General features: G+C 69.1%; 14 protein-coding genes. 9 read left to right on the top strand and 5 right to left on the bottom strand.

Annotated elements, in window-relative coordinates; genetic code table 11:
• Positions 1–14: 14 nt before the first annotated feature.
• Positions 15–851 (bottom strand): oxidoreductase, encoded by an 837-nt coding sequence (locus tag AC50X9_RS09215; RefSeq protein WP_494892699.1) that lies wholly within the window; start codon positions 849–851, stop codon positions 15–17.
• Positions 852–1,073: 222 nt separating this feature from the next.
• Between AC50X9_RS09215 and AC50X9_RS09210 the strand changes: the two genes are divergently transcribed.
• The 7 genes from AC50X9_RS09210 (at position 1,074) to AC50X9_RS09180 (ending at position 8,265) form a co-directional block, all read left to right on the top strand.
• A complete protein-coding gene (locus AC50X9_RS09210) occupies positions 1,074–1,901 on the top strand; it encodes an SDR family oxidoreductase (protein ID WP_494892697.1) in 828 nt (275 codons plus the stop codon).
• Positions 1,902–2,053: 152 nt separating this feature from the next.
• Entirely contained in the window at positions 2,054–2,389 is a 336-nt protein-coding gene (gene mihF, locus AC50X9_RS09205) for an integration host factor, actinobacterial type (RefSeq protein ID WP_494892695.1), read from the top strand.
• A gap of 21 nt (positions 2,390–2,410) precedes the next feature.
• Entirely contained in the window at positions 2,411–2,983 is a 573-nt protein-coding gene (gene gmk / locus AC50X9_RS09200) for a guanylate kinase (RefSeq protein WP_494892693.1), read from the top strand.
• 39 nt (positions 2,984–3,022) lie between these two features.
• Complete coding sequence (gene rpoZ / locus AC50X9_RS09195; protein ID WP_011692102.1) at positions 3,023–3,283, top strand: DNA-directed RNA polymerase subunit omega; 261 nt, start codon at positions 3,023–3,025, stop codon at positions 3,281–3,283.
• 25 nt (positions 3,284–3,308) lie between these two features.
• Positions 3,309–4,601, top strand: a complete 1,293-nt coding sequence (locus AC50X9_RS09190; RefSeq protein ID WP_494892690.1) for a bifunctional phosphopantothenoylcysteine decarboxylase/phosphopantothenate synthase — start codon at positions 3,309–3,311, stop codon at positions 4,599–4,601.
• 77 nt (positions 4,602–4,678) lie between these two features.
• Positions 4,679–5,914, top strand: coding sequence for a methionine adenosyltransferase (gene metK / locus AC50X9_RS09185; protein WP_494892688.1), 1,236 nt, complete (start codon positions 4,679–4,681; stop codon positions 5,912–5,914).
• 209 nt (positions 5,915–6,123) lie between these two features.
• Positions 6,124–8,265 carry a primosomal protein N' family DNA-binding protein gene (locus AC50X9_RS09180; protein ID WP_494892686.1) on the top strand — a complete coding sequence of 714 codons (2,142 nt, stop codon included), beginning with the start codon at positions 6,124–6,126 and terminating at the stop codon, positions 8,263–8,265.
• Between the two features lie 108 nt (positions 8,266–8,373).
• Here the strand turns inward: AC50X9_RS09180 and AC50X9_RS09175 are convergent, their stop codons facing one another.
• From AC50X9_RS09175 to AC50X9_RS09160, 4 genes are read right to left on the bottom strand one after another with little or no spacing between them, the layout of a single operon-like run.
• On the bottom strand, positions 8,374–9,483 hold the full coding sequence (locus tag AC50X9_RS09175) for a glycosyltransferase family 4 protein (RefSeq protein WP_494892684.1): 1,110 nt from the start codon (positions 9,481–9,483) through the stop codon (positions 8,374–8,376).
• Positions 9,480–10,409, bottom strand: coding sequence for an alpha/beta fold hydrolase (locus AC50X9_RS09170; RefSeq protein WP_494892682.1), 930 nt, complete (start codon positions 10,407–10,409; stop codon positions 9,480–9,482). The genes AC50X9_RS09175 and AC50X9_RS09170 overlap by 4 nt, the downstream gene beginning before the upstream one ends.
• A gap of 10 nt (positions 10,410–10,419) precedes the next feature.
• Positions 10,420–11,298, bottom strand: a complete 879-nt coding sequence (locus tag AC50X9_RS09165; RefSeq protein WP_494892680.1) for an aldo/keto reductase — start codon at positions 11,296–11,298, stop codon at positions 10,420–10,422.
• Positions 11,295–12,275, bottom strand: coding sequence for a sugar-binding transcriptional regulator (locus AC50X9_RS09160; RefSeq protein ID WP_494892678.1), 981 nt, complete (start codon positions 12,273–12,275; stop codon positions 11,295–11,297). The genes AC50X9_RS09165 and AC50X9_RS09160 overlap by 4 nt, the downstream gene beginning before the upstream one ends.
• 127 nt (positions 12,276–12,402) lie before the next feature.
• Here AC50X9_RS09160 and AC50X9_RS09155 point away from each other — a divergent pair, with 127 nt between their 5' ends.
• Both AC50X9_RS09155 and AC50X9_RS09150 read left to right on the top strand, forming a co-directional pair.
• Positions 12,403–14,220 carry a glycerol-3-phosphate dehydrogenase/oxidase gene (locus AC50X9_RS09155; RefSeq protein ID WP_494892676.1) on the top strand — a complete coding sequence of 606 codons (1,818 nt, stop codon included), beginning with the start codon at positions 12,403–12,405 and terminating at the stop codon, positions 14,218–14,220.
• 156 nt (positions 14,221–14,376) lie between these two features.
• On the top strand, positions 14,377–15,123 hold the full coding sequence (locus AC50X9_RS09150) for an MIP/aquaporin family protein (RefSeq protein WP_494892674.1): 747 nt from the start codon (positions 14,377–14,379) through the stop codon (positions 15,121–15,123).
• Positions 15,124–15,152 lie beyond the last annotated feature (29 nt).

Here is a 15,152-nt window from a genome sequence, read left to right as displayed (position 1 = left end):
GGGTGCCGGACGGCCTAAGCGGAACCGTCCATGCCCGTGCCCAGGCTGAGGTCCCGCCAGCGGTCCAGATCCGCGCGCTCAGCCTGGGCGACGGCGGCAAAGGCGTCAGCAGCGTCCCGGCCGAGCACCAGCAGCGCCGGCGGCTCCGCACTTTCGGCGACCGCCAGGATGGCGGCAGCGGCCTTGGCCGGGTCGCCGGGCTGGGTGCCGTGGACCGTGTCGTTCTCCTTGCGCCGCTTTCCGGCTGTCTCGGCGTAGGCGGGCATCGCCGTCGCGGACTGGGTGAGGGAGCGGCCGGCGAAGTCGGTGCGGAACGCGCCGGGCTCGATGACGGTGACGTTGATGCCGAGCGGCCGCAGTTCCTTGGCAAGGGATCCGGACAGGCCCTCCAGAGCCGCTTTGCTGGCCGAGTAGTAGCCGGATCCGGCCGGTGACATGCGCGCTCCGATGGAGGAGACGTTCAGGATGGAGCCGGCCCTTTTCTCGCGCATCTCCGGCAGGACTGCTTTGATCATGTCGACGGCGCCGAAAAAGTTGGTGTCGAACAGCGACCGGACGTCGGTGTCGTCCGCTTCCTCGACCGCGGCGCGGTAGCCGTAGCCGGTGCTGTTGACCAGCACGTCGATGCCGCCGAAGCGGGACCGGGCCTGCTGCACCACTGAGCTGATCTGTTCCTTGTCGGTGACGTCGAGGGGCAGGGCCAGGGCCGTGTCGGGGTACCCGGCCGCGAGGTCCTGCACCGTGGTGACGTTCCGGGCGGTGACGACGGCGTGGTGGCCGTCGGCGAGCACGGCCCGGGCGAGGGCGCGGCCCAATCCGGTCGAGCATCCTGTGATGAGCCAGGTGGCCATAAGAAGCTTCCTTTCGCGGGTGCTCCGCGCTGTGGGAGGACAGGGACCTTCGGTTGAGCTCCATCCAACAGGAGTCAATCCCCGGGTGGAAGGGACTGCTGATACAGGTACTGCCAGTTCCTCCCGCCCACGGTTGACGGCTCCTAGGCTGGCAGTGGAGGAACAGACCTTCACCGCGCAGTGGACCGCGGGCAGTCCAGTGCCACCGAACAGGAGATCATCATGGGCGAGATCATCGTTCTTATCGGAGCCGGGTCGATCGGCCAGGCCATCGCCCGGCGCGTCAGCGCGGGCGCGCAGCTTGTGGTGGCGGACCTGGACCAGGGAAACGCCGCCGCCGCGGCCCAGGTGCTGGGCGACGCCGGGTTCGAGGTCAGCACCCGGACCGTCGACGTGTCCTCCCGGGCGTCCGTTCACGCCCTGGTCGAGGCCGCCACGGCCTTCGGCAACGTCACCGGCGTCATCCACGCCGCCGGCGTCTCACCGAGCCAGGCGTCGCCGTCGACCATCCTGGCGGTGGGCCTGTACGGGACGGCCGTGCTGCTCGAGGAGTTCGGCAACGTGATCGCCCGCGGCGGCGCCGGCGTCGTGATCGCCTCGCAGTCAGGACACCGGCTGGGTGCCCTGACTGCCGAAGAAGACGCTGCCCTCGCGACGACGCCTGCCGACGAACTGCTGGCGCTGCCCATGCTTCAGCCGGAGCAGGTCTCAGACTCCCTGCACGCCTACCAGCTGGCGAAGCGCGGCAACTCGCTGCGCGTAATGGCCGAGGCCGTCCGGTGGGGCAAGCGGGGCGCACGGGTCAACACCATCAGCCCCGGCATCATTTTCACCCCGCTCGCCAAGGATGAGCTCACCGGACCGCGCGGCGGGGGATACCGGCGGATGATCGAGTTGTCCCCGGCCGGACGGGGTGGAACTCCCGACGAGGTCGGCACGGTAGGCGCGCTCCTGATGGGCCGCGACGGCGCGTTCATCACCGGCCGCGACTTCCTCATGGACGGCGGAGTGACGGCATCCTACTTCTACGGGGACCTCGCGCCGCAGTGACAGCCGCCGCCGGAGCCGCCGGAGCTCTCCATTGATTTCTGCCTGGCCCAGACGGTAGGTTCAGGACAGGTCCGCGTCACCGGCCGGAGCACTGTTCGGCCCGCCCGGACGGGCCGTACGCGGTCAGTCCGACAACTGCAGGGAGGCATTCAGTGAGTTTGCGACCCCTCACTCCGCAGGAGCGTGCCGACGCCCTCGCCAAGGCCGCCGCCGCCAGGACCACCCGGGCCGCTGCAAAGGACCGGCTGAAGTCGGGCAGGCTGACGATCAGGGAATTGCTCAGCGCCGGGGAAACCGACGACGCGATCGCCCGGATGCGGATTGTTGAACTGCTGGAGTCGCTGCCAGGCATCGGGCGGGTGCGGGCCGCGGCAATTATGGAACAGCTCGGCATCGCCGCGTCGCGCCGGGTCCGCGGCCTGGGCATTCACCAGCGCCAGGCGCTGGTAGATTTTATAGACGACAAACAGCAGGCTCCGCCGCGCTGACACCCCCGCTTTAAGGAATATGTGAGCAACAAACCGGGACTGACAGTCCTCGCCGGCCCGACGGCTGTTGGCAAAGGCACCGTGTCCACCTACATCCGGGACAATTACCCCGGCGTCTGGCTCTCCGTCTCCGCGACCACCCGCCCCCCGCGGCCCGGCGAAATCGACGGGGTCCACTATTTCTTCAAGTCCGCCCAGGAATTTGATTCCCTGGTTGCGAACGGGGAACTCCTGGAGTGGGCCGTGGTCCACGGACGCAACCGCTACGGCACGCTGCGCAGCAGCGTGGACGCCGCGATTGCCGATGGCAGGTCCGTCCTGCTGGAGATTGACCTGCAGGGCGCGCGGCAGGTCAAGCAGGCCGTGCCGGAGGCCCAGTTCGTCTTCCTGGCGCCCCCCAGCTGGGACGAAATGGTCCGCCGCCTGGTGGGACGCGGCACGGAAACAGCGGAGGAACAGCAGCAGCGGCTGGAAACAGCTAAACTAGAGCTTGCCGCTGAACCGGAGTTTGACCACACCGTCATCAATGATGACATTCGACGGGCAGCGGACGAGCTAGTTTCACTCATGGGGCTGACCCCGAACCCGCGCTAGGCGCCGGGACGTATCGGCCCGCTAGAATTTGGAGAATTCGTGTCCACGAACCTTGAAGGCATCATCAACCCGCCGATCGACGAGCTGCTGAAGGCTGCCGATTCGAAGTACGGACTGGTGATTTTCGGCGCCAAGCGCGCCCGTCAGATCAACGCCTACTACGCCCAGCTGCACGAGGGCCTGTTCGAGTACGTCGGCCCGCTGGTCGACACCAAGCTGAACGAGAAGTCGCTTTCCATCGCGCTGCGCGAAATCAACGAAGGCAAGCTCGTTTCCACTCCGATCGAACCTGCAGAGTAGTTTCGCAGACGCAGGCGGAGGCCACGTGCGCATAGTCCTCGGAGTCGGGGGAGGGATAGCCGCCTACAAGGTGGCTTCGCTCCTCCGGCTTTTTACTGAAGCCGGCCATGACGTCACCGTCATCCCCACGGAGGCCGCGACGCGTTTCGTCGGGGTCGCCACCTGGGAGGCGCTGTCCGGGCATCCGGTCAGCAACAGCGTCTTCGACGAGGTGCACACCGTCAACCACGTCCGCCTCGGCCACGAGGCCGAGCTCATCGTGGTGGCCCCCGCCACCGCTGACCTGCTGGCACGCGCCGCCGGCGGCCAGGCCAACGACCTGCTGACCAACACCCTGCTGATGGCCGGTGACTGCCCGGTGCTGATGGCCCCCGCCATGCACACCGAGATGTGGCAGCACCCGGCGACCCAGGCCAACGTCGAGACCCTCCGCAGCCGGGGCGTCACCGTGCTGGAACCCGCCTCCGGCCGGCTGACCGGATCGGACTCCGGTCCGGGCCGGCTGCCCGAACCGGAAGCCATTTTCGAAGCGGCGCTGGCCCTCGCCGGTGCGCCGGGGGTCCCCGCGACCGCGCCACTGCCGGCGTCGGATTCTGCCCTTGGTGCGCCGCCATCCGCGGCGCCGCGTCCCCTCGGCGGTCTCACCGTCACGATCAGCGCCGGCGGCACCCGCGAGCCGCTGGACCCCGTCCGCTTCCTCGGAAACCGCTCCTCCGGCAAGCAGGGAGTGGCGCTGGCCGCCGCCGCCCGCGACGCCGGCGCGAAGGTCCGGCTGCTGGCCGCCCACATGGACGTTCCGCCGCCGGCCGGCGTGGATGTCGTCAGGGTCGAGACCGCCCTGGAGCTCCGCAAGGCTGCCCTGCACGCTGCCGCCGATTCCGACGTCATCATCATGGCCGCCGCCGTCGCCGATTTCCGCCCCGCCGACGTGTCCGGGACGAAAATCAAGAAGCGCGACGACGGGGCGGATCCCGTCATCTCCCTGGTCCGGAACCCGGACATCCTGCGGGAACTTGTCGAGATCCGCGACGCCGCCTCCCGCAACCAGCTGATCGTCGGCTTCGCCGCGGAGACCGGCGACGCCGACGCGGATGTGCTGGAATATGCCGCCGCCAAGTTGCGCCGCAAGGCGTGTGACCTGCTGGTGGTCAACCACGTGGGCCAGGACCAGGTGTTCGGCCTGGACACCAATTCCGTAGTCATCCTTGCCCGGTCCGGCTCCGAACCCCAAGAGGCGTCGGGTTCCAAATCCGATGTTGCGGCTGCCGTGATCGACCGCATCAGCGCCGAGCTGAGCCGGGTTGTCCCTCCGGCCTGATCGTGCGTAAGCGACGTCTCCTTAGCACGGGGACACACGCCGCCGGACGTCCGTTTTCCAACCAGTAAGGTAGTTGAGTGACTTTACCGCTGCACATTCCTGATTTCCACGGGTCCACGCCCGCCTCGCTCCGGCTTTTCACGTCCGAGTCGGTGACCGAAGGACACCCCGACAAGATCTGTGACCAGATCAGCGATGCGATCCTCGACGCCCTGCTGGCCAAGGACCCCGAGTCCCGGGTCGCCGTGGAGACGCTGGCCACGACCGGGCTGGTCCACGTCGCCGGTGAAGTGACCACTGACGCCTACGTCGAGATCCCGCAGATCGTCCGGGAAACCATCCTGGGCATCGGCTACGACTCCTCCGCCAACGGATTCGACGGCGCCCGCTGCGGTGTGTCCGTGTCGATCGGGCAGCAGTCCAACGACATCGCCGGGGGCGTCTTCAATTCGCTGGAAGCCCGCGAAGGGCGCCAGGAGGACGACTACGACCTCCAGGGCGCCGGCGACCAGGGCCTGATGTTCGGCTACGCGAGCGACGAGACCCCGTCCTACATGCCGGTTCCGATCTGGCTCGCGCACCGCCTCTCCGAGCGTCTCACCGAGGTCCGCAAGAGCGGCGAGCTCGCCTACCTGCGCCCCGACGGCAAGACCCAGGTCACCGTCGGCTACGACGGCGACCGGCCCGTCTCGGTCGAGACCGTCGTCATCTCCAGCCAGCACGCAGAGGGCGCCAGCCTGGACCAGCTCCGCGCCGACCTCGCCGCTTACGTCGTGGCCCCGGTCATGGCCGTGTCCAACCTCGACATTTCCCGGGCACGGAACATCCTGAACCCGGCCGGTGCCTTCGTTATCGGCGGCCCGGTCGGTGACGCCGGCCTCACCGGGCGCAAGATCATCGTTGACACCTACGGCGGCATGGCCCGCCACGGCGGCGGGGCCTTCTCCGGCAAGGATCCGTCCAAGGTGGACCGCTCGGCGGCCTACGCGATGCGCTGGGTAGCCAAGAACGTGGTCGCTGCCGGTCTCGCCAAGCGCGCCGAAATCCAGATTGCCTACGCGATCGGCCAGGCCCGCCCGGTCGGAACGTACGTGGAGACCTTCGGCACCGAGACCGTGGACCCGGCCAGGATCAGTGCTGCCATCGCCGAGATCTTCGACCTGCGCCCGCGGGCCATCATCGACGCGCTGGACCTCAAGCGCCCGATCTACGCCAAGACCGCCGCGCACGGCCACTTCGGCCGCGAGGATCCCGACTTCACCTGGGAGCGGCTGGACCGGGTCGACGAGCTGAAGGCATTCTTCAACGCCTGAACCGTCCCGCCACTGCCTGAAGGCAGCCTGGGATAAATGTCACTGCGCCGTGATGTGCTGTAGCCAGGCCGCCGTTTCCGGCGGCCTGGCTATTCTTTGTTGGGCCGGCCCGGCCGGGCCGACGTTTGAGCCGGCAACGCTGGTCTGGCGGTTTGCGCCGGCGCTTACCGGGCCGGGACTGAACTTTTGCTGAGCGGAGGAGACAAACGATGAGCCCGGTCCAGAGCAGCGCGCCGGACGAGCCCTTCCAGCTCTCGCTGCTGCACGGCTTTCCGGCGTCCGCGGCCGCCGCGCCCGGCCCCGCACTGGCAGCCCACCTGCCGGTGGCGCGGGTCCGGCTGGAGTCCTCCCTCCCGCACCTGGACCGGCCCTTCGACTACAGCGTGCCCGCCGCGCTCGATGCCGCGGCGCAGCCCGGGGTCCGGGTGAAAGTGAAGTTCAACGGCCAGGAACTTGCCGGCTACCTCACGGACCGGGCGGCGGAATCCGACGCCGGCCACCCCCTCGTGCCGCTGCACAAGGTGGTCTCCCCGGTCCCCGTGCTGGCCGCCGCCGTCGCGGAACTCGCCGCACGCGTCGCGGCGCGCTACGCCGGGAGCGTCAGCGATGTGCTGCGCGTTGCAGTGCCCCCGCGGATGGCGAAACTCGAAAAGGAACTGGCCCCGGCGGGGACCCTGGATCCGTCCCTCTTCGCCGATGGGGCCGACACCGGCGCCGCCATCCCGGGCGGTCTCGAGGCCTCCAGCTGGGCGCCCTACCGCAACGGTCCGGCCTTCCTGCAGCATCTCAGCGCGGGGGAGTCGCCGCGCGCCGTGCTGGCCGCGCTGCAGGGCCACGGCCCCGGCGGCTGGCCCCGGATGATCGCCGAGGCCGTCGCCGCCGTCCGGCTGTCCGGCCGCGGTGCCATCGTCGTTGTGCCCGACTACCGGGACCTGGACCGGGTCGAAGGCGCCCTCCTGCAGCTCCTGCCCGCCGGGGACGTCGCCCGGCTCACCGCGGACGACGGCCAGACCCCGCGCTACCGCAGCTTCCTGCGGATCCTCAGCGGCGCCGCCGGGGTTGCCGTTGGCACCCGGTCCGCCGCCTACGCCCCGGTCGGCAATCTTGGCCTGGTGGTCTGCTGGGACGACGGCGACGACCTGCACATCGAACAGCGCTCACCCTACGCCCACACCCGCGAAGTCCTGCTGCTGCGCGCCGCGCAGGAGGGCACCGCCTGCCTGCTCGCCGCGCACACCCGGAGCACCGAAACGCAGCGCCTCGTCGAGGCCGGCTGGGCGTGGCCGGTGGAAGCGGACCGCGCCGTCGTCCGCCGGACCGTCCCGCGGGTCCTGAACACCGCGGACAGCTACGAACTCGAACACGATCCGCTGGCCAGGATCGCCCGGCTGCCCGGCGCGGCCTGGCGGGCCGCCAAGGAAGGACTCGAACGCGGCCCGGTCCTGGTCCAGGTGGCCAGGGCCGGCTACGCGCCGTCCCTTGCCTGCGACAACTGCCGCGAACCGGCCCGCTGCACCGCCTGCAGCGGGCCGCTGGCGGTCGCCGGAGCCAGCGGGAACTCCGCCGTGCCGCAGTGCCGCTGGTGTTCGACGCCGGCGCCGGCCTGGCGCTGCGGCACCTGCAACGGCGTCCGGCTCCGGCGCGGCGCCACCGGGGCCCTGCGGACCGCCGAGGAACTGGGCCGCGCCTTCCCGGGCAAGCCGGTCATCACCTCCTCCGGGGACCGCGTCCTCGCCACGGTTCCGGACACGAAGGCGCTGGTCGTGGCCACGGTCGGCGCCGAACCGGTCGCGGACCGCGGCTACGCGGCGGCCCTGCTGCTCGACGGCGATTCGCTGCTGCGGCGCGAAAACCTGCGGGCGGGGGAGGACGCCGTCCGGCGCTGGTTCAACGCCGCGGCCCTGGTCCGTCCCGCCGGCGACGGCGGCCTGGTCGTCATCACCGCGGACGACACCGCCGGGGTCGGGGCCCTGCTGCGCTGGGATCCCGCCGGGTACGCCCAGCGGGAACTGTCACTGCGGCAGGAACTGCAGCTTCCGCCGGCCGTCCGGGTCGCGTCCATCACCGGCGGCCGGACCGCCGTCGGGCATTTCGGTGCGGCGGTCGCGCAGCAGCTTGGCCCGCTGGGGATCGATCTGCGCACCGCCGGCCCGGCGCCGCTCGTGCTGGCCGGCGCGCCCGGCCAGAAGGGTGCCGCGGGCGCCGCCGAGGACGTCCGGACCCTGCTGTTCATCCCGTACGCGCAGGCCGCCCAGGTCACCCGGGTGCTGCGGGCAGTCAAGGTCGCCGCCGCCGCCAAACGCACCGACGACCCGGTGCAGCTGCGGCTCGACGGCGTGGACGTGCTCTAGGCCGTTCGCGGCCAGGACAGTACCGGGGTCACCGGTACCCTGCGGGTTCGCCGATGCCAACCCCCGACCCCCGCAGCGGACCGGCGGGTGCGGCATGGATTCGTTCTTCTACGTCCGGGCCGGACCCGTCGCGCGCCCGGAACGGCGGGCACGCAGCGCCAGGGCCTCTTCCGCGGCGGCCAGCAGCCGGCGGGCGGACTCGTCCCAGCTGAAGTCCGCGGCGCGTTCCACCGAACGGCCGGACCGGGCCTTCCAGAGATCCGGGTCCTCGAGCTTCCGGACCGCGGCGGCGAACTCCGCGGGCGAATCCGGATGGACATAGCTGACGGCGTCGCCGCCGACCTCGCGGAAGATCGGGATGTCGCTGGCGATCACGGGGGTGCCGTGGGACATGGCTTCCACGAGGGGCAGCCCGTAGCCCTCCGCCCGGGAGAGGCTGATCAACGCCGTGGTGCGTCCCAGCATGGCCTCGTACTCGGCGTCGGTCACGCCGTTGTGGAAGACGATCTCCGCGCCCGCCGGTGCCAGGGCCTGGAGTTCCGCCCGGCGTTCGGGAGTGATCCGGCTGAGCAGGTGCAGGCTCATGTCCGGCAGGTCGGCCATGCCCCGGATCATGGTCTCGACATTCTTGTACGGCATGAAGGAACCCATGTACAGCAGCGTTTTGTCCGCTCCCGCCCCCGGGTCCCGCGGGGTGTGGCCGTGCTGCGGGGCGTTCCCGACGATCCGGACCGGACGCCGGGTGAGCCGGTACTTCGCGATCAGCGCCGCCGTCGTGGAACTGATGGTGGCGACGACGTCGGCCCGGTTCAGCAGCAGGCGCTGCGGCCAGAACGCCTGGTGGTAGAGCCGCCAGAGCACACGGACGGGAGCGGGCAGGAAGCCGGGGGGCGCGGGGTGTTCGTAGTAGATCAGGTCGTGCAGCGTCAGCACCAGGGCGTACTTCCGACCCCAGCTGCCCATCGTCTGCATCGGACACACCACCACGTCGGCGCCGAGCCGGTTGATCGTGCCGGCGACAAACAGCTCGGCCGGGGACAGCGGACTGTTGATCAGCGTGTAGGGAACATCCGGCAGCAGTGCCAGCTGGCGGACGTCGCTGATCAGCATGGAGATATCGGCGATTTTCGCGGTGGCCTCGATCAGGCTGGCCCCGTAGCGGCTGATGCCGTCGTGCTGGTCCAGCCGGGTGAAGCGGGCATCGATCAGGAGTTTCACGCGGCATGGTCCTTCAGGAAGCGGCGGATGAAGCCGGCGGCGGGCTCCGGGGTCTCGTAGTGGATCAGATGGCCGACGCCGGGGATCACGTCAAGGTGCGCGTCCGGCAGCAGGGCGAGCAATGTGTGCTGGTCCGGCAGCATTGCGATCTCGTCCTTCTCCCCAGCGATCAGCAGCACCGGAAGGGTCAGGCTGCGGGCGACTTCCGCGACGTTGCTGCCGACCGAGGCCTTGAACGCCTCCAGCAGGCTTTCCCGGTCGGCGAACGCGGAGAAATAGGCGCTGTGCTGGGCGTGGACAAAACGGCGGAGCCGCTTGTCCCGGGTCTTCGCCATCGTTTCGCTCATGACCCGGACGATCAGCTGGCTGCGCAGCAGGCCCTGTCCCAGCCGGCGGGGAAGCCGCGCGGCAGCCTCGTAGTACAGGACGGCGAGCTTGGTCATGAGCCCCTTGGGACCCTCGAGGGCCGGGGCAGCGATCGGGTTGATGAGGATCAGTTCCGAGACCGTGCCGGGGTTCGCCGCCACGAAGTGGCTGGCGACGATGGAGCCGAAGGAGTGCCCCAGCAGGACCGTATCGCTGCCCAGGCCGAGGGCCGCCATGAAGCCGGAGATGAACCGGCCGTAGCGCTCCACGCTGTGCTCGGCATCCGCGAAGGCGGCGGAGCTGCCAAAGCCGGGCAGGTCCGGCATGATCAGCCGCATCTCGGAGAGCTGGTCGGCGACCCGGAGCAAGCCGTGGTGGTCGCCGCGGAAGCCGTGGATGACCAGGATGGTCCGGGTCTCCGGCGTCACGCGGACCGGCTCGTAGCTCCAGTACGCGACCCTGGTGCCGTCCAGGACCACTTCGGCGGCATGGGTGCGGGCCTCCAGTCCGGCGCTGAACAGGGGCGTCGCGGGGGAGGGCTCGAGGGTCACGGGTTCCATTCGATCAGTCCTAATTGACGGTGTCCGGGTGGGAGCCGGAGCGGAAGCCACGTTCCAGGCCGGCCAGGGCGTCCATCGCGGCGACGTCGAGGCTGAAGCCGAAGACGTTCAGGTTTTCCCTGATCCGGGTGTACGAGCTGGCCTTGGGGATGGCGACATTGCCCAGCTGGACATGCCAGCGCAGGATGACCTGCGCCGGGGTCCTGCCGAGCGCTGCTGCGAGATCCAGCACCACCGGATCCGCCAGGACCTGGCCGCGGCCCAGCGGGCTCCACGCCTGGGTAGTGATGCCCAGCCCGGAGTGCAGGGCGCGCAGTTCCTCCTGCTGCAGCCAGGGGTGCAGTTCGATCTGGTTGACCGCGGGGACGACTTCCGCGCTCTGCAGCAGGCGGTCCAGATGGTCCGGCTGGAAGTTCGAGACGCCGATGGCCCGCGCCCTGCCTTCCCGGTACAGCGTTTCCATGGCGCGGTAGCTCTCGGCGTACAGCCCGCGCTGCGGACATGGCCAGTGGATCAGGTAGAGGTCCACGTATTCCAGTCCGAGATTGGCCATGGACGTGTCGAAGGCGCGCAGTGTGGCGTCGTAGCCCTGGTCGTCGTTCCAGAGCTTGGTGGTGACGAACAGGTCCTCACGCGAGAGCGAGGGGGAGGCCTCGCCGGAGCCGCCGCGGGCGCCGTCGGGGCTGACGAACCCGGACAGCGAGCCAATGCCCCGGCCGGCGCCGGTCTCGTTCCCGTACATGGCGGCGGTGTCGAAATGCCGGTAGCCGGCCTCGAGCGCCATGGTCACCAGTCCGGCGGCATCGCCGGGAGGCACTTTGTAGAGTCCGAACCCCAACTGGTCGATCAGGACACCGTTGTTGAGGCTGAGCCGGGGCGAGGGTTTCATAGCATCGACTTTACCGACTCGGCCCCGTCGAAGCTGACCAGCCGCCGGGCGCTGGCCTCATCCAGGATCAGGTCAGTGGCCAGGCCCGCAGCAAGGGCGCCACGCAGGCCGTTGATCTTAGAGGCACCGGACACCACACAGATGCGGCGGCGCACCTGGCGCAACTGTGCCAGGTCCGGTCCGGTGGAGCGCTCGTTCAGGGCGATGCCGTCCGCGGAGCCATCGGCCCGGAAGAAGACGGTGGCCACATCTCCCACGACGTCGGAAGTGGCCAGCACGTTCAGGTCGTCCTCATCGAGGTAACCGCCCGCGTAGACGTGGCTGGGGTAGTCGGCGTCGACCGATCCCACGCCGAAAATGGCAATGCTCATCCGGGCCTGGAGGTCGAGGATCCGTTGCACACTGCGCTCATTCCACATGGCCTTCTTGGTCGCGGCGTGGTCGAAGAACGCCGGCACCGGGAACTGCTCCACCCGGGCCCCGTAAGCGCTGCCAAAGCGACGCATGATGTCAGAGGCGTACGTGATGCCGGTGGTTTGCATGTTGCCTGCACCGTTGAGCTGCACGATCACGCTGTCGTGCGTGATCTTCCGGGTCAGGTGCCGGCTGACGGCGCTGAGGGTGGAGCCCCAGGCGACGCCGATGATGGCATTGGAGTCGACCAGGGGGCCGATGGTGCGGGCGGCCTGCATGGCCACACGGTCCAGTGTTTCCGCCTCATTGAGCGTGTCCAGCACCGGGACGACGTGCACATCGACCTTGAATTCGGCGCGGATCATGCTCGCCAGCTCGGGTCCGGTGTCCAGCGGACTGCGGATCTGGATCTGCACCAGGCCGGATTCCCGGGCGGAGGAAAGCAGCCGCGACACCGTGGACCGGGAGGTGCGGAGCTCGCGGGCGATGGCGTCCATGGTCAGGTCCTGCAGGTAATACAACTGGGCCGCGCGGAGGGCGTCGGAGTGGCGTGAGGGTGTCATCCCATTTCCGTTCTGCACGTTTGTGCATAGTGCTTGACTCCATTTTCCATTAGTCCAAAGAATAGTGTTGAACGGCGCCGCGCCACGCGGCGCGCCGCACCGCACAGCAGCAAAGTAGGAGCAGTTCTTGGGACAGAAGGATTCAGCCCGCAACCAGGCGACGGCCGGCGAGCGAGCATCGGTGCAGAAGCTGCGGAAGCGGCCCCACGCGCAGGTGCTGATCATCGGCGGTGGCATCAACGGAGTGGGCACGTTCCGGGACCTGGCCCTGCAGGGTGTGGACGTGGCCCTTGTGGAGTGCGGCGATTACTGCCAGGGGGCCAGCGGCGCCTCCTCGCACATGATCCACGGCGGGATCCGCTACCTCGAGAACGGCGAGTTCCGGCTGGTCCGGGAATCGGTGGTGGAACGCAACCGGCTGCTGCGCATCGCCCCGCACTACGTGAAGCCGCTGCAGACCACCATCCCCATCTTCAGCACGTTCTCCGGTGTCCTCGCGGCCCCGCTGCGTTTCCTCACCCACAAGCAGCAGGGCGCGCCGACGGAGCGCGGCGCCTTCCTGATCAAACTCGGGCTGAGCCTGTACGACTTCTTCTCCCGTGATGGCGGCAGCGTGCCCCGGCACGAATTCCGCGGCCGCAAGCGGGCCCTGGCGGAACTGCCGCGCCTGCACCCCGGCATCAAGTACGCCGCCACCTACTTCGACGCCTCCGTCCACAACCCCGAGCGGCTGACCCTGGACGTGCTGCAGGACGGCGAGAAAGCGGGCGCCGCCGGCGCCAGCGACGCCCGGGCCAGCAACTACCTCTCACTCGTCGCGGTGAGGGACGGTGCAGGGCCCGGGCGGACCGGCAGCATCGTGGAACTCCGCGACGAGCTCACCGGTGAGCTGTTCGAATTCTCCGCAGACGTCATCGTCAACACCACCGGCGCGTGGGTGGACCTGACCAACCAGGCGATGGGCGCGCCGTCGGCCTTTATGGGCGGCACCAAGGGATCGCACATCGTGCTGGACCATCCGGAACTGCTGGACGCCTGCAACGGCCGCGAGATCTTCTTCGAACACACCGACGGCCGGATCGTGCTGATCTATCCGATGGGCGACCGGGTCCTGGTGGGCACCACCGACGTCGACGCCGACATGGCGGAAGACGCCGTGTGCACGGATGCTGAGATCGACTATTTCTTCGACCTGATCGGCCACGTCTTCCCGGACATCACGGTGGACCGGGAGCAGATCGTCTACACGTTCGCCGGCGTCCGCCCGCTGCCCCGGCACGACGCCACCCAGCCCGGCTTCGTCAGCCGCGACTACCGGATCGAACGCCGGGCCGGTGCCGGCGGCTCCGCTGACGGCATCCCCGGGCAGGAGGGCGGCGCCGTCGTGTTCAGCCTCGTCGGCGGCAAATGGACCACCTTCCGGGCCCTGGCCGAACACCTGAGCAACGACGTGCTCGCCGAACTCGGCGTGGAACGGAAGCTCTCGACGGCGAAACTCGCCATCGGCGGCGGCGCCGGCTTCCCGGCCAGCGCGGACGGCGTGCAGCGCTGGATCAAGGCGCACATGGCCGCCGGCCGCGATGCGGACCGTACCGCCGGACTGCTGACCCGCTACGGCACCCGCGCCGGGGAAGTCATCAGCTACCTCGACGGCGGCCCGGGTTCCGCCCCGGACCGGCTCCTGCACTCGACCCGCGAACTGAGTGTCCGTGAATTGGAGTTCATGGCCCGGAACGAGCAGATCGGGCACCTGGTGGACATCCTGATCCGCCGCACCTCCCTGGCCTTCCGGGGACTGGTGACCGGCGAGCTGCTGAACGAGGTTGCCGACATCCTCTCCGGCCCGCTGGGCTGGGACGCGGCAACACGGTCCTTCGAGATCAGCCACGCTCAGGAGGTGCTCAAACGATTCCACGGCGTCCAGGTCCACAGCCTGGTCTCCTGATAGACCTCGACCGGACGGGGAACGTCCGGTCGCAGGGACTGCGTGGTTCCCCCAGGGGGACCGGCGCAGTGGCCGGCCGGCGGCGCCACCAGGCGCCGGCCCCACAGCCCTTCAAACTCGCGAGGGGCTGACAACAGAAAATTAGAGGAGTCAAAGATGTCTCTTGGAATAGTTTTCCTGTCCGAAGTATTCGGTACCGCAATGCTGACCCTGCTGGGTTGCGGCGTTGTGGCAAACGTTGCACTCAAAGGCACCAAGGGCAACAACGGCGGGTTCCTGATGGTCACCTGGGGATGGGGCATCGCCGTCTTCTCCGGCGTCTACGTCGCCGCCCAGTCCGGGGCGCACCTGAATCCCGCCGTGACCTTCGGCCTGCTGGTCAACGGCAAGAAGGAGTACGCACCCGGCGTTGCCGTCGACTTCGTCTCCACGCTCACCTACTTCGGCGGTGAACTGCTCGGTGCGTTCCTCGGCGCCGTGGTGATGTGGCTGGCGTACAAGCAGCACTTCGATGCCGAGCCGGAGCCCGCCAGCCAGCTGGCAGTCTTCTCCACCGGTCCGGCCATCCGCTCCACGCCGTGGAACCTGATCACGGAGATCATCGGCACCTTTGTCCTGGTCTTCGTCATCCTGACCTTCGGCGGGACACCGTCGGGACTTGGCCCGCTGGCGGTGGCACTGCTCGTTGTCGGCATCGGTGTCTCGCTCGGCGGCCCCACCGGTTACGCCATCAACCCGGCCCGTGACCTTGGCCCCCGCATCGCCCACGCCCTGCTGCCGATGAAGGGCAAGGGATCCTCCGACTGGAGCTACTCCTGGATTCCGGTCATTGGACCGATGGTCGGTGGCGGCCTCGCCGGTCTCGTGGCCCTCTTGGTGCCGATCATTGCGGCCGCAGCCTAAGACACCTAACCACGCCTAAGTACGCACTC

Source organism: Pseudarthrobacter sp. HLT1-3 (assembly GCF_059383535.1).
The sequence above is the reverse complement of the archived record's forward strand: the minus strand, read 5'-3'. Positions and strand labels throughout refer to the sequence as shown.

What these genes read in the sequence shown, in the direction of transcription:
- AC50X9_RS09160 (WP_494892678.1), bottom strand. Translation starts at nt 12,275, where the DNA reads ATGACACCCTCACGCCACTCCGACGCCCTCCGCGCGGCCCAGTTGTAT.
- AC50X9_RS09165 (WP_494892680.1), bottom strand. Translation starts at nt 11,298, where the DNA reads ATGAAACCCTCGCCCCGGCTCAGCCTCAACAACGGTGTCCTGATCGAC.
- AC50X9_RS09180 (WP_494892686.1), top strand. Translation starts at nt 6,124, where the DNA reads ATGAGCCCGGTCCAGAGCAGCGCGCCGGACGAGCCCTTCCAGCTCTCG.
- AC50X9_RS09150 (WP_494892674.1), top strand. Translation starts at nt 14,377, where the DNA reads ATGTCTCTTGGAATAGTTTTCCTGTCCGAAGTATTCGGTACCGCAATG.
- AC50X9_RS09210 (WP_494892697.1), top strand. Translation starts at nt 1,074, where the DNA reads ATGGGCGAGATCATCGTTCTTATCGGAGCCGGGTCGATCGGCCAGGCC.
- AC50X9_RS09170 (WP_494892682.1), bottom strand. Translation starts at nt 10,409, where the DNA reads ATGGAACCCGTGACCCTCGAGCCCTCCCCCGCGACGCCCCTGTTCAGC.
- AC50X9_RS09215 (WP_494892699.1), bottom strand. Translation starts at nt 851, where the DNA reads ATGGCCACCTGGCTCATCACAGGATGCTCGACCGGATTGGGCCGCGCC.